The organism is Bacillus sp. LQ16, assembly GCF_057784645.1.
Genome location: NZ_CM173491.1, coordinates 3,642,502 through 3,658,700, shown reverse-complemented (window position 1 = coordinate 3,658,700; position 16,199 = coordinate 3,642,502). Strand labels below are relative to the sequence as shown.

The window sequence follows — 16,199 nt, the reverse complement described above, 5'->3', positions numbered from 1 at the left end:
AAAGGAAAGAAGGTATCTTCTTTCCTTTTTGCTATATTTGTTCTAATTAGTTATGTACTATGGGTGAATGCCGTTTTCTAATAGCTCAGTAAATGCATGAATATGAATAGGTTTACTGTAATAGTAACCTTGAATAAACTGACATTTATTTTTTTGAAGGAAATTTACGTGCTCTTTTGTTTCTACACCTTCAGCAATGACAGACATTCCTAATGTATTTGCTAATGTGATGATCGTTTTAATAATTTCCATTCCATCATCACATGTTTCAGACATTGTAATAAATTCTCTCGGGATTTTTAACGTATCAATTGGATATAAAGGTAAGTAGGCTAGCGAAGAATAACCTGTACCAAAGTCGTCGATTGAAATGTGAATCCCTAAACTTTTTAGTGTACGCAGTTTTATCAATGTTTCTCGCTCATCCATCATTGCAATTCGCTCTGTTAATTCAAGATCAAGAGAGCTTGCTGGTAAACCTGTATTTGTTAAAGTAGAAGAAATAGATTTTACAAAATCCTCTTGTTCAAATTCTTTAGCAGATAAATTTACACCTATTTTTAAATGTGAATATCCGAGTGCGTGCCAACGTTTCATTTGCTTACAAGCCTGCTCTAATGTCCATTTTCCTATTGAAATAATTTGTAGTGTTTCTTCTGCAATCGGAATAAACTCGTATGGAGAAATAATACCTAATTCAGGATGATTCCACCTAATTAAAGCTTCTGCACCGATAATTTTATTAGATTCACTATCAACTTGAGGTTGATACAAAAGGAACAATTCTTCATTTTGTAGTGCGTTTGGTAAATCTTTTTCTAATCGTAATCGTCTTTCAATTTTTTTAGCGATTACATCGTCATAAATAGAGACAGAATTAAGCTCTTTTGCTTTTGCATCATACATTGCAACATTAGCGTTTTTCAAAAGTGTAGCGGTATCGATTCCGGAATGTGGATAAATAGCGATACCGATACTCAGTGATAAAGTTAATTTATGCTCATGTATGATAAATGATTTTTTCATGCATTCAAATAATTGGTTACATAATTGGAATAAGTAATCTTCGTCAGTATAGTTTTCAATTATGATTGTAAATTCATCGCCACCGATTCTTGAAAGATGAGTATGTGATGGAAGACATGATTGGAATCGCTTTGCTACTTCTTCTAATATGTAATCTCCTGACGAATGTCCAAGTGTATCGTTAATTGCTTTAAAGCGATCTAAATCTAAATATAATAATGCAAACTCGCTTTCTGTTATTTTAGCATTTTTTATAACTCTCTTTAATTTCTTATGGAAAAAGGCACGGTTCCCAATTTTCGTTACAGTGTCATGGAATGCTAAATATTTTATTTCTTCTTGCTGTTTTTTTAGTGCAGTAATATCTTTCACCATAATATAGCTTCCTGAAATTTGTCCGTCTATTATAATAGGAATGATTGTAACGTATAAAAAATAAGTAAAGCCATCTTTATATTGAGAACTAAGTTGTAAGAATGCCGATTCTTGTTGTTTCACTTTTTCTAATGCCAATGCTAGCTTATGCTTATCTTCATCTAAAATGATCGAAAAACAAGTTTCGCCTAGTAACTCATCCGTTGGTGCCCCAAGTAGTACACTCCCAGCCTTATTTACATTTAAGAATGTTCCATTTAAATCAATGGTGAAAATAGGGTCAGGATGATATTCATATAATGATTTAAACTTTTGTTGTTTTTGAGAAAGAGCCTCTGATTTATGAACTAAATCAGACGTCCGTACAGTAACTTTTTCTTCTAGTTGGGCATTAAATGCCTGTAAACGTTTTGTTAAGGAATTGTTTTGCATACGTACGATAGAATGACGAATGAGTACGAAAATAAAAGTAATACAATTCCCTGTAATGAGAGTTGAAGATGATGTTTGTTCTTTTAATGTAAACCCGATTAGTATTGCAACAGCAAGATAGGGAAATACAACTAAAGCTTTTTTTCCTATTATAGGGTTTACAATGAAATAATTTTTATGGCTATTATGATCTTCTGAAATAGAGCCAGCTATTGCAATAAGTAATATAGGTATTCTATATAAAAGACGTAATAATGTTATTGTTTCTGTTGATAAGTGGTTATTTAAGTAAAAATAAATATAGTTAAAAGTTGCAGAACTTATTAATACAAAAATAAATATATAAATTTTCCGTTTGGAATTAAAAATTGTTGGACGGAAAAAGAGACTAACACCTAGCAGTAGAAATAATAAATCTGCAATTGGATATAAAAATGAAAGGAAAACATCTCCTAGTGAAAGAGCGAATATATTTAAATTTGGTTGATTAAATAAATACCATTCTAATGTAAATATGGAAGTAAGCACTATGCATATATCACAAATAAAGAACGCTTTTTCCCATTTATTGCATTCCTTTAAGATTTTATAGGAGAAAGCGATAAGACAGAAAAGTAGAAAAACCATGTAAAATACATCAGAAATAGTAAAACGATGTATTGGAATTTCGAAGAAGCTATCTTGATATGTATATACTATTTTCCCTAATAAAAAACTACCAATTGCTATTGTAATACATATCCAAAACGGATTTGAACTGACTTTTTTAGAATATATAGAGTAAATCAGTGATACAAATGTAATGGCTTCAACGACAAGTGAAGCGAAGCGTACATCTGAATTTGAAAAATGAGTAGGGAACAGATAGAAAAACATAAAATAGATTGAATAGCATATTAATGTTCCGATTAATATACATAATTGTAAATTTTTATTTAATTTCAATGAAATCACCTTCTTTAATTATGCACTATGTTCGTTATATCTATACATAATAATATTATTTAAGAATTGTATCAGATTTCCTTATAAAAATCATGTTTATAAGGAAAGTGTTAAAGAGTATAAGTATTCTCAAAATTGAAAAAATATTGTGGTGGATAGTATAGACGGTATCAAGACTTTAAATAGAAATTGTATATTTAGTCATCCTTTGAATTGTAAAGTTTTTTTAGTGATTTGTAAGTGGAGATGCAAAATTGCATATAAAATGATGAGGATTTTTTTTAGGTGGGATTTTTATTTTTAGTCTGAAAATTAATATTTGTAGAAATGTTAGGAAAAGATATAAAATAAGAACGTGTATTCTTACAGAGTGGAATAGTATTTCCACTAAATAGGGAGGTTTTTTTATGATATATCGAATTAAAGATGCAGAAATATACTATGAAATTGTGGGGGAGGGTAAACCGGTCATTATCATACATGGCTGCGCTCCTGACCATAGGTTAATGATGAAATGTATGGAATCAGTATTTCAGAAATATGAAGGTTATAAGCGAATATATATTGATTTACCTGGAATGGGAAAATCGAATGCTCCAAATTGGATAAATAGTTCAGATCGTATAGTAGATGTGCTTATCACATTTATTGAGGAAATCATTTGTACTGAAAAATTTTTATTGGTAGGAGAATCATATGGAGGCTATTTAGCCAAAGGTATACTTGCAAAGATGTTTGAGAGAGTTAGCGGATTACTATTAGTATGTCCTGTTGTTGTAGCGGAGCCAGAAAAAAGGATTCTTCCAGATAAACAGATAATTGTACAAGATGAGGAATTTTTAAATACGCTCACTTCCACAGAAAGAGAGGAGTTTTGTGAGTTAGCTGTAATAGCAAATGAATATACATATACGCGATTTAAAGAAGAAATTAAGCCTGGGTTAGATGTTGCTAATTATGAATTTATTGAAAGGTTGCAAAAGAATTACTCTCTTACTATGGATTTTCAGCATGAAAAATATGGAAATCCCGTTCTTTTACTGACTGGAAGACAAGATATATCAGTAGGTTATCAAAATATTATAGAAATTATTGAAGAATATCCAAGGGCAACATTAGCAGTGTTAGATATGGCAGGGCATAATTTACAAATTGAGCAGCCTGAATTATTTGAGAGTTTAGTAGGAGAATGGATTAGACGAACAAATCAGCACAGTTTATAAAGTATTTTAGTATTACCCCTAAGTGTTGAAATGGGATAAATGAACGTGATTTATTAACTTATCTCGCTATTTGCCGGGCAGCCCGATTAGTGAGGGCTGATTAAAGTTTCACTTTATAAAAAATTTTAAGGAGAAATTATGAGCACATATATTTATATGGTTAGACATGGTGAATCACCAAAACTAGAAGGAAATGAAAGAATGCGTGGATTAACTGAGAGGGGACATATGGATGCCCGTGGAGTAACTGACATATTAAAAGCGGAGAGGATTGATACTTTTATTTCCAGTCCTTATAATCGGGCTATGCTAACGATAGAGGAGTCAGCTAATTTCCATGAAAAAGAAATAGTAGTATATGAAAATCTTAAAGAGTGTATGTTTTCAAGTGAGGATCAGGTTATATCAGACAAAGAGGTGTATCCACTTGTACAGAAGATGTTCTCTAATCCGGACTTTGCACGAACGGAAGGAGAGTCATATGCAGATTGCCAGAGAAGAGTAGTGAAAGTATTAAAAGAAATCTTAATGGATTTTCGAGGATGCAAAATTGTAATTGGTACACATGGGCTTGTCATGACATTAATGATGAACTATTTTGATAAACAATATGGTTTTGAATTTTTAATGAATACGTCAAAACCGGATATATATAAGATGGAGTTTAAAGAAGAACAATTAATGAATGTAAAGAGATTATGGAAAGCGGAATAAAATTAGTTGCATGGATTTTGTTGTAAAAGTTACTTTTATAGCAAAGTCTTTTTTTGAATAGAAAGCATCTTTATCAACTATTTTTAGAATGTTAAATCAATAAGTAATTATTCAGTATTTGAATAAATTATTGGGGAATTGGTTTAGGGAAACAATTTTAAATGTGTCAAAACTCCAAACGTTGGATTTATATTCAATAGGAGAAAAAGATGTAGAATTTTGTCTTACAGTCCCCGTTTACTTTTCATTTCATTACATATAGGCTTTGTGGTGTAAGGGAGGACATTACCTTTACGCAAAATCTATAAGGAGGTCATTGTAATGAAACAGATTAAAAAGTTTGCGGGAGTTGCTTTAGCGGGGACGATTGGATTAAGTGGACTACTGTTTTTAGAACCAAGTGTAAGCGTTGCGGAAGCACAGCAAGTGAAAGTGGAAAATTTCAATACAATTGATGTATCGATGAATCTAAATGAATTGTATGTATTAAGTGGCAGAAGCATTGATATTCTTTCTGGAGATAAAGAAGCAATTCAGTTAAATAAATACACAATTAGTTTTAATAAACCTGGGAAGTATGTGATTAAAGTAAATGGCTGTATTCATGATGATGTATATACTTTTATTGTGAATGAGTAGTATATATTCTTAAATTGCGAGATAAAAACAGAAACACCCTATTTGCGATGAGAGTCGTAAATAGGGTGAATTTATTTGTATTAAGCTGTACTTTAAATATGCTCACTAATTTTCTTTTTGCCATGTAAAGTATGTAAAAGTGTTTGAAACATCTTAAATGATTGCTGAAAGATTGGACTTTGAATAAAGGTGTACAGAAAAGTTACGATGAAAACAGGACCTCCTAGCATAAATCCAATAACTAGTACAATACATTCTACTATGATTCTAGCACGGCTAATAGAAAGTCCTGTTTTGTCTGAAATAGTAAGCATGAATCCATCACGGGGTCCAGCGCCAATCCCAGCCGCAACGTACATACCTCCCCCGATACCTGTAATGGCAATACCAGAAAATAAAATGAGTAAGTTTATCCATAAATAATTACTAGCGTCTGGAAGCATGTTTGATTGTAAGAAAAAGTCCATAATGGGACCGATAAGTAGTGCATTCAAAAATGTCCCCACATTTATATATTTTCGATCTACTAGTAAAGATATTAGAACGAGACATAACCCACATATGACACTCCACGTACCGATGGTCCATCCAAACTTTTGGTAAAGAGCCATATTTAAAACTTCCCAAGGGTGCAAACCGAGAAATTTAACTTTGACTGCAAGAGCGTTTCCAAGGCCAAAGAAAATTAATCCTAAGAAAAAAAGAAAATAGCGAAAGAGAGTTAGCCTCATCTTTACAACCTCCCATATTTTATAATTATGTATGTTACCTGTTACGGTTTTAATGTACAAATATTATGTCTTTTTATCATTCGTTTAAAAATGTTAACAATGTAAATGAAATATACATCTTCACAGTCAAAAAAGTTAAAATATTTCGTTTTAAGGATTATAATGGAGAGAGAAACATAAAAGGGAGTGAATGAACTTGAAGCAAGAACTTATTGAAAGATTTACGAGATATGTAAAAATTGATACGCAATCGAATGAAGAAAGCCATACAGTACCAACAACACCAGGACAAATTGAGTTTGGTAAGTTATTAGTGGAAGAGCTAAAAGAGATTGGGTTAACAGAAGTAACGATGGATGATAATGGCTATGTAATGGCAACACTTCCAGCTAATACGGACAAGGATGTTCCTGTAATCGGATTTTTAGCTCATTTAGATACGGCAACAGACTTTACAGGGAAAAACGTCAAACCACAAATTCATGAAAATTTTGATGGTAATGCAATTACGTTAAATGAAGAGCTAAATGTTGTGTTAACACCAGAGCAGTTCCCGGAATTACCATCATATAAAGGACATACCATTATTACAACTGATGGTACAACACTGCTAGGAGCAGATGATAAAGCTGGTCTTACAGAAATTATGGTTGCAATGAACCATTTAATACATAATCCGCAAATTAAGCACGGGAAAATAAGAGTAGCATTTACACCGGATGAAGAAATTGGTCGTGGGCCAGCGCATTTTGATGTAGAAGCGTTTGGTGCATCATTCGCTTATACGATGGATGGAGGTCCATTAGGTGGTTTAGAGTATGAAAGTTTTAATGCTGCAGGTGCTAAGTTAACGTTTAACGGAACGAATACACATCCTGGAACAGCGAAAAATAAAATGCGCAATGCAACTAAACTGGCTATGGAGTTTAACGGGCATTTACCAGTAGAAGAGGTACCAGAGTATACTGAAGGATACGAAGGGTTCTATCATTTACTCTCTTTAAATGGTGATGTTGAGCAAAGTAAAGCGTATTATATTGTTCGAGACTTTGATCGTGAAAATTTTGAAACACGTAAAAATACCATTGAAAATATTGTGAAACAAATGCAAGAGAAGTATGGGAAAGATGCAGTCGTTTTAGAAATGAATGATCAATACTATAACATGCTTGAAAAAATTGAACCGGTAAGAGAAATTGTTGATATTGCATATGAAGCAATGAAAAGTTTAGACATTGAACCAAATATTCATCCGATTCGCGGAGGCACAGATGGATCACAATTATCATATATGGGATTACCGACGCCGAATATTTTCACTGGTGGTGAAAACTATCACGGTAAATTTGAGTATGTTTCGGTAGATACTATGGAAAAAGCCGTTCAAGTTATTGTGGAAATTGCAAGACGTTTTGAGGAGCAAGCGTAAAAAAGAACCAAGTAGTACGAATGTGCTACTTGGTTCTTTTAATATAGTACTCGCCACAAATAAAAAGTCGCATAAGACTCCCAATTAGCCCAGTTTGCCGCGAAATCTTTTATTTCATTTTTTGTCGGTTTATTTGCGGAACCTGTTATAAATTTAATTGCATTATGCAGACCAACATCATCAATTGGAAAAGCCGAAGGAAATCTTAAACAACGCATTAAAACATAGTTGGCAGTCCATGGTCCTATACCATGGATAGCAGTTAATTGTTTCTCAGCAACCTTTACATCTTGTGTTTGCAGTAAATCCTCTTTTGATAATTTTCTCTCTGTAATAAGCTTCGCAATACCGATTAAATATTCACATTTTCTAGTCGTCATTTTTAATTGTTGAAGATTTTCTACATGTAGATTTGCAATTGTTTCAGGTGATGGGAATATCCAATGTTTTCTACCGTCCCATTCTACATAACTTCCAAATTGCTCAACTAATCTCCTTTTTAGCGTATAAGCATATGTTAGGTTAATTTGTTGACCGATAATTCCCCAGGAAAGTGTCTCAAATAAGTCTGGAATGCCTAAAGTACGAAGGCCATAATATTGTTCAATTGGTCCTTGAAGGAGTAAATCATGTTTAGCTAATGTATAAAATGGGGCTAAATCAGTAGTTAAATCAAACCATTCTTTTACATAGTTAACTACAGCTTCACGTATCGATTTTTCAGATGTATATGGTTCTTCTAAACAACGTATTTGAATATTTCCATCTGTATTCACACTAATTTCAACTAAAGGATTTACATCTTGAACAGGGATAACTTTATAAATTTTGTTATCTTCAATATGGAACATACATTCATTGTTAGAACGTGATAGATAACGTAAATTTTCTTGGAAACAAAATTCTTTTGGAACTGCTATAGATAATGCGCTATTATATTCTGTTGTCATATGAATTCCACCTGCAACTTTTCTAATGTAAGCAATTTTTTCTTCATTTCTAATCCGCCCCTAAATCCGGTTAGTTTCCCATTCTTCCCAATAACGCGGTGACAAGGAATGGTAATAAGAAGAGGGTTAGCAGCAATAGCAGAAGCAACGGCGCGCACAGCTTTAGGTTTTTGAATTCTTTCAGCAATTTCTGTATAAGAATATGTCTTTCCATAAGGAATTTCACGTACCGTATTCCAAACAGATAATTGAAAATTAGTTCCATAAGCATCGATAGGAAATGTGAAAGTTTCTCGCTTGTTTTCTAAATACTCGATAACTTCTTGCGTATATATTTGCAAGTAATCTGGACTATGGGTCAATATATGTTGGGGCAGTTTTTTTCTAGCCCATATATTTAATTCTTCAAAGTTTTCGTCTTGTGATCCAATGAAACATAGTCCATTTTCAGTTGCAGCAATATGAAATCGCCAATTTTTATGTGTAAGTAGCGTCCAATATATATAATTATTTTTGTAGGAATTCATTATCGTATCCCTCTTTCATTTCGTTCTTTTTTCGATATTCAGTAGGAGTAAATCCGGTTTTCTTTTTAAATAAAGTTGCGAAATACTCTGGGTTTTCTATCCCGACAGCAGTACTAATTTCTTTAATAGATTGATTTGTGTGTAAAAGGTATTCGGTTGCTTTAAGAACCCTGAATTGTTGTATATATTCTATAGGAGTTAACCCTATTATTCTTTTGAAAGTACGTTGTAAATGAAAAGGGCTACCGTGACACATTTCCGCAAGCATGTCGAGAGTTAAGGATTCGTCATAATGCTTTTCGATATAGTCTTTAATTTGTTCTACCCACTCTTCATTAGGTAAAGTGATCCCATTTGGCTTACAACGTTTGCACGGGCGAAAGTTCTCACTTAATGCTTGCTCTGCATGATGAAAAATTCGTACATTGTTTCTATTCGGTATTCTTGATTTGCATGATGGTCTGCAAAAGATTCCAGTTGATTTCACAGCATAAAAGAATTTGCTATCATAGGAAGAATCATTATGAATAATTGCTTGCCAATACTCATTTGTTAATGTAACTCCTTCATTGTGCATAGAACATCACCTCTGAAATTAGTATAACCTGAATAAAGTGCGTATGTATGTATTCATAAATGTAAGAGCAAGATTACAAAGGTGAAAATATGATTGTTTTCTATTTTGTGATAGCATGAAATTTGGAAATAAACATCAAGAGGAGGGCTAAAAGTGAAGTTAATTTCATGGAATGTAAATGGTTTGCGAGCAGTTATCGCGAAAGGTGGATTTTTGGAATATCTTGAGGAATCAAGTGCTGATATATTTTGTCTACAAGAGATTAAATTACAAGAAGGGCAAATTGATTTAAATCTAGAGGGATATTATACATACTGGAACTATGCTGTGAAAAAAGGATATTCAGGAACAGCTATTTTTTCGAAAAAAGAACCGCTTTCAGTTACATATGGTTTAGGCATTGAAGAGCATGACCAAGAAGGGCGACTTATTACTTTAGAATTCGAAGATTTTTACATGATAACGTTATATACACCAAATTCAAAACATGGATTAGAACGATTAGATTACAGAATGAAATGGGAAGATGATTTCAGGTCCTATATCAAACGATTAGGTGAGAAAAAACCAGTAATTTTTTGTGGAGACTTAAATGTTGCTCATAAAGAAATCGATTTAAAAAATCCAAAAAGTAATCGTAAAAACCCTGGATTCTCTGATGAGGAACGAGAGAAATTCACATGTATTTTAGAAGAAGGATTTGTTGATACGTATCGTTATCTTTATCCTAATCAAGAAGGTGCATATTCGTGGTGGTCGTATCGTATGGGCGCGAGAGCGAAAAATATCGGATGGCGTTTAGATTATTTTGTTGTTTCGGAAAGAATGAAAGACCAAATAACAGAAGCGAAAATTAATAGTGAAGTAATGGGATCTGACCATTGTCCAGTTGAATTACATATAAATTTCTAAAAAAAGAAGTATCCATCTAACATTAGGCGGATACTTCTTTTTTAATTCAGTTTGTTAAAATTTTTCAAATCTTTCTTGAAATAATTGCATATTAAATATATACTTAGTAACGATAATCATTATCAATGAAAAATATTATCAATGGATGAGGTATAAAAGAATTATAGCTTAGGGGAAGTGAACGAGAATGAGTTCTGGATAGAATTATTAATCTAATGAAATATATATGTAAGACAAGTTTCATATAGTTAAATTTTATTGAGAATATAGTTTGGAAAATTCGAGAGGAGATATATAAAGATGAATAAGAAGTTATTTACATTAGGGATGGTTACAGTTTTAAGTGTAGGTTTAGCGGCATGTAATAGTGCGGATAAAACTTCAGGCGAGCAAAAACAACAGACAAAAGCTACGGAAACGAAAAAAGATGAAAAACGTAAAATTACATATTTAGGTAAAGAATATACAGTGCCAGCAAAAGTAGATAAAATTGCGACAGCTAGTTTAGAGTCAATGGAAGATGCGGCAGTACTTGGAATTAAACCAGTTGGTGCCATTACTGTTGGTGGTAAATTACCGAAGTATCTTGAGAAAGATTTAGAAGGTGCGAAATCTGTTGGTGAGAAAATGGAACCAAATTTCGAAACATTACTTCAATTAAAACCAGACGTTATTACATCAAGTACGAAATTCCCAGCAGAAACAGCTGAAAAGTTTACGAAAGTAGCTCCTACATTCCCGGTATCACACGTTTCAACAAATTGGGAAGATAACTTAAAGTTAATGGGAGAATTAACTGGTAAAAAAGATAAAGCAGAAAAAATTATTAAAGACTACAATTCGGACGCTGAAAAAGCAAAAGCAAAACTAGGAGATAAGTTAAAAGATAAAAAAGTACTTGTCATTAGACTAAGAGCAAATGACTTATTCCTATACCCAGAAGGAGTATACTTTAACCCTGTAATTTATAAAGATCTTGGACTAACTGCTCCAGAACAACTTAAAACGGTAAAAGCACAAGAAAAAATTTCTTTAGAAAAATTAGCTGAAGTTAATCCTGATTATATCTTCTTGCAATACGAAGCAAGTGAAAATAATAAACCGAAAGTGCTAGAAGATATTGAAAATAATCCAATTTGGCAAAGTATGAACGCTGCGAAAGAAAAGAAAGTATTTGTAAATGTTGTAGACCCAATGGCACAAGGTGGTACAGCTTGGAGTAAAACAGCATTCTTAAAAGAAGCAGTGAAAAATTTATCTAAATAATACAATAAGTAAGGTGCGTTGAATGATATGCAGAAAACAAATGCAGTACCAGTAACTATATTATGTATAGCACCCATACTCATCTTATTTACAGTTATACTTTCGATTTTGTATGGGGCAAAAAGTATTGACGCTGAAACAGTGTGGAACGCATTATTTCATTTTGATTCAAGCGATGTAAATCATAATATTATTATTACTTCACGTTTACCAAGGGTAGTTGCAGCTCTTTTAGTCGGAGCATTTCTAGCCATATCAGGAGCACTTATGCAGGGGATGACAAGAAACTATCTTGCATCCCCTTCTATTATGGGTGTGACGGATGGCGCTGCCTTTGTTATTACACTTAGCATGATTTTTCTTCCGGGAATGTCATCAATTGGTATGGTTTTATGTTCAATGATTGGTTCTGCACTAGGAGCCGGTATCGTGTTTGGTTTTGGTTCGCTCCTTCAAAATGGCTTATCACCAGTTAGGTTAGCGATTATAGGAACAGTTATTGGAACATTTTTAAGTAGTGTATCGGCTGCAATGGCTTCGTATTTCCAAATTTCTCAAAATGTTAGTTTTTGGTTTAATGCAAAGTTAGATCAAGTAGATCCTAATATCATTAAAATCACGATACCGTTTGGGATAATTGGAATAATTTTAGCACTGTTAATATCAAAATCTATTACCATTCTTTCATTAGGCGAAGAGGTTTCTATTAATTTAGGGCAACGTACAAAACTAGTTAAAGCGATGGCAATTTTATCGGTAATTTTCTTAACAGGAACAGCAGTTGCTTTAGTGGGGAAAGTTGGTTTTGTAGGTTTAATTATTCCGCACATTACCCGCTTTATAATTGGGGTAGATTATAAGTGGATTTTGCCATGTGCAGGTGTTATTGGTGGCGTTTTCTTAGCGTTATGTGACGTTTTGAGTAGATTTGTAAACTATCCATTTGAAACACCTATTGGAGTCGTTACCTCTTTAATTGGAATTCCTTTCTTCCTTTATTTAATCCGTACTAGAGGAGGAGAGCGACATGCCTAAAAGTTCAAGTCAACGTTTCGGAATGACGATGGGGATTATTATATTTTTAATACTATGTGCTATTTATATTAGTTTAACAAATGGTACGTTCGATATTACGATTATAGATGTATTTAAAACACTGTTTAGAATTGATCCAGTACCAGAACATGATTTAGTTATTTTTGAGTTTCGCCTTCCGCGCATCGTAATTGCTGGATTAGTAGGATTAGGCCTTGGTGTTGCGGGTGCCGTTATTCAAGGGATTACGAGAAATGGGTTGGCGGACCCAGGTATTTTAGGCGTAAATGCCGGAGCAGGAACAGCGATTGTCATTTTTATGTTTTTCTTTCAAGGGCAATTAAAAAGCACAGACTGGGTTTCTATTATGATGATGCCAATGTTTGGTTTAGTAGGCGGATTAGGTGCAGCTATCATCATTTATCTGTTTTCTTGGAAAAACGGTAAATTAGATTCGCAGCGACTTTTATTAACAGGGATTGCAATTGGATCAGGATTTGGAGCCTTTTCTATGTACTTATCACTCAAAATGAAGTCAACTGATTTTGAAATGGCCGCAGTGTGGGTGTCTGGAAGCATATATAGTGCGAACTGGAAGTATATTGTGGCTATGTTACCATGGCTTATTATCTTAATTCCGCTTATACAAAAGAAAGCTTATTTATTAGATTTATTTCAATTGGAAGAAACGAGTATTACAAGTTTAGGTGTTTCAGTAGAAAGAGAGAAATCGATTTTACTATTAAGTAGTATCGGGCTTGTGAGCGCATGTGTTGCTGTTTCAGGGAGTATCGGTTTTATTGGCTTAATGGCACCGCATATAGCGAAAAGGCTTGTCGGTATTCAACATAAGTATATAATTCCTACGTGCGGCGTAATCGGAATGTTTCTTGTAATTGCTTCAGACTTTATTGCGAAAACAGTTTTTACACCTGTAGAGCTACCAGTTGGAATCGTTATTTCTATTGTCGGTGTACCGTATTTCTTATATTTACTTTATAAGGCGAAAGCGTAAGAGGAGGAATAAAAGTGAGTATTTTAAGTGCAAAAAATTTAGAAACAAGTTATGAAAAGCTTACAGTGTTTCGCGATTTAAATGTGGAAATACAAGAAGGAAAAGTAACGACAATTATAGGTCCAAACGGTTGCGGTAAATCGACATTGTTAAAAACAATGGGAAGAATTTTAAAACAAAAAAGCGGTAAAGTATATTTGCAAGGACAGGATTTACATACAATTCCAACGAAAGAAATTGCGAAGCAGTTAGCTTTACTCCCGCAAACTCCAATTGCACCAGGTGAACTTAAAGTGGAAGAATTAATTTCTTATGGACGCTATCCACATCGAAATAACGTAAATAAGTTAACGACAAAAGATAAAGAAATGATTGATTGGGCATTAGATATAACGAAAACTTCTGAATTTCGAACGAGACAAATTGCAAATTTATCAGGTGGCCAAAGACAGAAGGTATGGCTAGCGATGGCATTAGCACAAGAGACAGAAGTGTTGCTATTAGATGAGCCAACTACATACCTTGATATGTCTCATCAATTAGATGTATTACAAATTGTGGAGAAGTTAAATAAAGAACATAATTGTACGGTTGTTATGGTATTACATGATATTAACCATGCAGCAAGATTTTCAGATGAAATTATTGCAATGAAGGAAGGAGAAATTGTTACAACTGGTAGCCCAGAAGAAATCATTACAAATGAAGTGTTAAAAGAAGTATTTCATATTGATGCACGTGTCATGATTGATCCGTATAACGGGGCTCCTGTTTGTTTCGGTTATGATAGCGTTGTATCTCAAGAAGAAAAAATCGAAATATATGTAACAAGTTAAAAAGGGGGGGGATAGGGTGAATACTACAGTTGAAAAACAGCAGATTATAACATCTAATACAGAGCAGTGGAAAATGTATTCAAAATTAGAAGGTAAGGAATATCAAATTCATATTTCAAAGCCGAAGCAACCAGCACCGGATTCAGGATATCCTGTCATTTACGTATTAGATGGCAATGCCTTTTTTCAAACATTTCATGAAGCAGTTAAAATACAATCAGTAAGAGCGGAAAAAACCGGTGTTTCACCAGCTATTATAGTAGGAGTGGGTTATCCAATTGAAGGCGCATTTTCAGGGGAAGAAAGGTGCTATGATTTTACGCCTAGCGTAATTTCAAAAGATGCCCCTTTAAAACCAGACGGTAAACCGTGGCCTAAAACAGGAGGAGCACATAATTTCTTTACTTTTATTGAAGAAGAACTGAAACCACAAATTGAAAAGAATTTTGAGATTGATAAAGGTAAGCAAACTTTATTTGGGCATTCTTTAGGTGGCCTATTCGCTTTGCATATACTATTTACAAACTTGAATGCTTTTCAAAATTATTTTATTAGTAGTCCATCTATATGGTGGAATAATAAATCCGTTCTTGAAAAAGAAGAGAACCTTATAATTGAATTAAACAATGCTAAGTTTGAAACAGGAGTGTTCCTTACAGTTGGATCACTTGAACGAGAGCATATGGTTGTAGGTGCAAATGAATTATCAGAGCGCCTTCTCCAAGTAAACCACGATAAACTTAAATTTAAGTTTTATGAAGCTGAAGGGGAGAATCATGCATCTGTTGTGCCGACGTCTTTAAGTAAAGGATTGAGGTTTATTAGTTACGTATAGGAAAAAAGGTAAGCAATTGCTTACCTTTTTTCCTTATTGTTTAAAGGCAATGTATCCATCAATTAAAAAACTAGTGAAAAAGCGAGTCATTTGAGTAAAGTCACATTCCTTCATGATAGTTAATAAATTAGCTTCGGAAATAGGGAATATTTCTGTTTCAAAAGAATTTTCAAATCGGTCCCAATCTTCTAATGGAATTTGATTTTGCATCATATGGTTGCGCCAAGCATGTAATTGTGTAGAAAACATACTCGTATGGGGCACACCATTTATTGAAGAGAGAAAGAATGGCGCACCAGGCTTTAGGCGACTACTGATGTCATTAATAAGTTCTTTTTTCTCCTTATTAGTTGGAATGAAGTGCAGGACAAGCATACAGGTGGCAGCGTCAAATAACTGATTTGGTAATAATGTGTGGATAGTTCCATGTACAAGATGAACATGATTTTGTATGCCTTCGTTGTTAATTCTTTTTTTAGCTAACTGTAGCATGCTTTCAGATGGATCGACACCTGTAAAATATAAATTACTATTTTGTTTGCCTATTGAGAGAATTTCTTGTCCGCCACCAGCACCTATAACTAGCAAATTGGGATTGATATTTTCTTTAGGGAGTGTAGTAAACAAGAAATGATTCATCATTTCATATAAGTGGTAGTAGCCTGGGATTTTACATGGAATTCTTTGTTCATATGAATTTACGGTAGTATCATTCCAATTCATTTTAAACCT

16 protein-coding genes are annotated in these 16,199 nt (G+C 33.4%); 10 read left to right on the top strand and 6 right to left on the bottom strand.

Annotated features, from left to right (window positions below; translation table 11 throughout):
• Positions 1 to 57: 57 nt before the first annotated feature.
• Positions 58 to 2,778, bottom strand: coding sequence for a sensor domain-containing protein (locus AC3EMB_RS18305; RefSeq protein ID WP_063548421.1), 2,721 nt, complete (start codon positions 2,776 to 2,778; stop codon positions 58 to 60).
• 407 nt (positions 2,779 to 3,185) lie between these two features.
• Between AC3EMB_RS18305 and AC3EMB_RS18300 the strand changes: the two genes are divergently transcribed.
• The 3 genes from AC3EMB_RS18300 (at position 3,186) to AC3EMB_RS18290 (ending at position 5,354) form a co-directional block, all read left to right on the top strand.
• The gene (locus AC3EMB_RS18300; protein ID WP_069356107.1) at positions 3,186 to 4,001 is read left to right on the top strand and encodes an alpha/beta fold hydrolase; all 816 of its coding nucleotides are present in this window, start codon (positions 3,186 to 3,188) and stop codon (positions 3,999 to 4,001) included.
• Positions 4,002 to 4,139: 138 nt separating this feature from the next.
• Positions 4,140 to 4,715, top strand: coding sequence for a histidine phosphatase family protein (locus AC3EMB_RS18295; RefSeq protein ID WP_053563780.1), 576 nt, complete (start codon positions 4,140 to 4,142; stop codon positions 4,713 to 4,715).
• A gap of 321 nt (positions 4,716 to 5,036) precedes the next feature.
• A complete protein-coding gene (locus tag AC3EMB_RS18290) occupies positions 5,037 to 5,354 on the top strand; it encodes a hypothetical protein (RefSeq protein WP_053563781.1) in 318 nt (105 codons plus the stop codon).
• A gap of 92 nt (positions 5,355 to 5,446) precedes the next feature.
• Here the strand turns inward: AC3EMB_RS18290 and AC3EMB_RS18285 are convergent, their stop codons facing one another.
• Positions 5,447 to 6,085 carry a YczE/YyaS/YitT family protein gene (locus AC3EMB_RS18285; RefSeq protein ID WP_001241256.1) on the bottom strand — a complete coding sequence of 213 codons (639 nt, stop codon included), beginning with the start codon at positions 6,083 to 6,085 and terminating at the stop codon, positions 5,447 to 5,449.
• A gap of 196 nt (positions 6,086 to 6,281) precedes the next feature.
• On the opposite strand from AC3EMB_RS18285, the gene pepT reads away from it, so the two are divergent.
• The gene (gene pepT / locus AC3EMB_RS18280; RefSeq protein ID WP_488517215.1) at positions 6,282 to 7,514 is read left to right on the top strand and encodes a peptidase T; all 1,233 of its coding nucleotides are present in this window, start codon (positions 6,282 to 6,284) and stop codon (positions 7,512 to 7,514) included.
• Positions 7,515 to 7,552: 38 nt separating this feature from the next.
• Here the strand turns inward: pepT and AC3EMB_RS18275 are convergent, their stop codons facing one another.
• The 3 genes from AC3EMB_RS18275 to AC3EMB_RS18265 are packed head-to-tail and all read right to left on the bottom strand — an operon-like array spanning position 7,553 to position 9,568.
• Positions 7,553 to 8,464, bottom strand: coding sequence for a DNA glycosylase (locus AC3EMB_RS18275; protein WP_488517214.1), 912 nt, complete (start codon positions 8,462 to 8,464; stop codon positions 7,553 to 7,555).
• Entirely contained in the window at positions 8,461 to 8,991 is a 531-nt protein-coding gene (locus AC3EMB_RS18270; RefSeq protein ID WP_001089840.1) for a methylated-DNA--[protein]-cysteine S-methyltransferase, read from the bottom strand. Before AC3EMB_RS18270 ends, AC3EMB_RS18275 begins: the two co-directional genes overlap by 4 nt.
• Positions 8,972 to 9,568, bottom strand: coding sequence for a bifunctional transcriptional activator/DNA repair enzyme AdaA (locus tag AC3EMB_RS18265; protein ID WP_000551322.1), 597 nt, complete (start codon positions 9,566 to 9,568; stop codon positions 8,972 to 8,974). Before AC3EMB_RS18265 ends, AC3EMB_RS18270 begins: the two co-directional genes overlap by 20 nt.
• 153 nt (positions 9,569 to 9,721) lie before the next feature.
• Between AC3EMB_RS18265 and AC3EMB_RS18260 the strand changes: the two genes are divergently transcribed.
• The 6 genes from AC3EMB_RS18260 to AC3EMB_RS18235 all read left to right on the top strand — a co-directional run bounded on the left by AC3EMB_RS18260 (position 9,722) and on the right by AC3EMB_RS18235 (position 15,467).
• Complete coding sequence (locus AC3EMB_RS18260) at positions 9,722 to 10,480, top strand: exodeoxyribonuclease III (RefSeq protein ID WP_445117289.1); 759 nt, start codon at positions 9,722 to 9,724, stop codon at positions 10,478 to 10,480.
• Positions 10,481 to 10,780: 300 nt separating this feature from the next.
• Positions 10,781 to 11,746: an iron-hydroxamate ABC transporter substrate-binding protein gene (locus AC3EMB_RS18255; protein WP_001035498.1), complete on the top strand. Its 966-nt coding sequence runs from the start codon at positions 10,781 to 10,783 to the stop codon at positions 11,744 to 11,746.
• Between the two features lie 27 nt (positions 11,747 to 11,773).
• Positions 11,774 to 12,781 carry a FecCD family ABC transporter permease gene (locus AC3EMB_RS18250; protein WP_001173064.1) on the top strand — a complete coding sequence of 336 codons (1,008 nt, stop codon included), beginning with the start codon at positions 11,774 to 11,776 and terminating at the stop codon, positions 12,779 to 12,781.
• Positions 12,774 to 13,796 (top strand): FecCD family ABC transporter permease, encoded by a 1,023-nt coding sequence (locus tag AC3EMB_RS18245; protein ID WP_488517213.1) that lies wholly within the window; start codon positions 12,774 to 12,776, stop codon positions 13,794 to 13,796. Before AC3EMB_RS18250 ends, AC3EMB_RS18245 begins: the two co-directional genes overlap by 8 nt.
• A 14-nt stretch (positions 13,797 to 13,810) precedes the next feature.
• A complete protein-coding gene (locus tag AC3EMB_RS18240; RefSeq protein ID WP_000025764.1) occupies positions 13,811 to 14,632 on the top strand; it encodes an ABC transporter ATP-binding protein in 822 nt (273 codons plus the stop codon).
• 16 nt (positions 14,633 to 14,648) lie between these two features.
• On the top strand, positions 14,649 to 15,467 hold the full coding sequence (locus AC3EMB_RS18235) for an alpha/beta hydrolase (RefSeq protein ID WP_001098699.1): 819 nt from the start codon (positions 14,649 to 14,651) through the stop codon (positions 15,465 to 15,467).
• A 33-nt stretch (positions 15,468 to 15,500) separates the two neighbouring features.
• Here the strand turns inward: AC3EMB_RS18235 and AC3EMB_RS18230 are convergent, their stop codons facing one another.
• Positions 15,501 to 16,190: a class I SAM-dependent methyltransferase gene (locus AC3EMB_RS18230; protein WP_001104345.1), complete on the bottom strand. Its 690-nt coding sequence runs from the start codon at positions 16,188 to 16,190 to the stop codon at positions 15,501 to 15,503.
• Between the last annotated feature and the right edge of the window lie 9 nt (positions 16,191 to 16,199).

What these genes read in the sequence shown, in the direction of transcription:
- AC3EMB_RS18270 (WP_001089840.1), bottom strand. Translation starts at nt 8,991, where the DNA reads ATGAATTCCTACAAAAATAATTATATATATTGGACGCTACTTACACAT.
- AC3EMB_RS18230 (WP_001104345.1), bottom strand. Translation starts at nt 16,190, where the DNA reads ATGAATTGGAATGATACTACCGTAAATTCATATGAACAAAGAATTCCA.
- AC3EMB_RS18285 (WP_001241256.1), bottom strand. Translation starts at nt 6,085, where the DNA reads ATGAGGCTAACTCTCTTTCGCTATTTTCTTTTTTTCTTAGGATTAATT.
- AC3EMB_RS18300 (WP_069356107.1), top strand. Translation starts at nt 3,186, where the DNA reads ATGATATATCGAATTAAAGATGCAGAAATATACTATGAAATTGTGGGG.
- AC3EMB_RS18295 (WP_053563780.1), top strand. Translation starts at nt 4,140, where the DNA reads ATGAGCACATATATTTATATGGTTAGACATGGTGAATCACCAAAACTA.
- AC3EMB_RS18275 (WP_488517214.1), bottom strand. Translation starts at nt 8,464, where the DNA reads ATGACAACAGAATATAATAGCGCATTATCTATAGCAGTTCCAAAAGAA.
- AC3EMB_RS18245 (WP_488517213.1), top strand. Translation starts at nt 12,774, where the DNA reads ATGCCTAAAAGTTCAAGTCAACGTTTCGGAATGACGATGGGGATTATT.
- AC3EMB_RS18255 (WP_001035498.1), top strand. Translation starts at nt 10,781, where the DNA reads ATGAATAAGAAGTTATTTACATTAGGGATGGTTACAGTTTTAAGTGTA.
- AC3EMB_RS18290 (WP_053563781.1), top strand. Translation starts at nt 5,037, where the DNA reads ATGAAACAGATTAAAAAGTTTGCGGGAGTTGCTTTAGCGGGGACGATT.
- AC3EMB_RS18250 (WP_001173064.1), top strand. Translation starts at nt 11,774, where the DNA reads ATGCAGAAAACAAATGCAGTACCAGTAACTATATTATGTATAGCACCC.
- AC3EMB_RS18265 (WP_000551322.1), bottom strand. Translation starts at nt 9,568, where the DNA reads ATGCACAATGAAGGAGTTACATTAACAAATGAGTATTGGCAAGCAATT.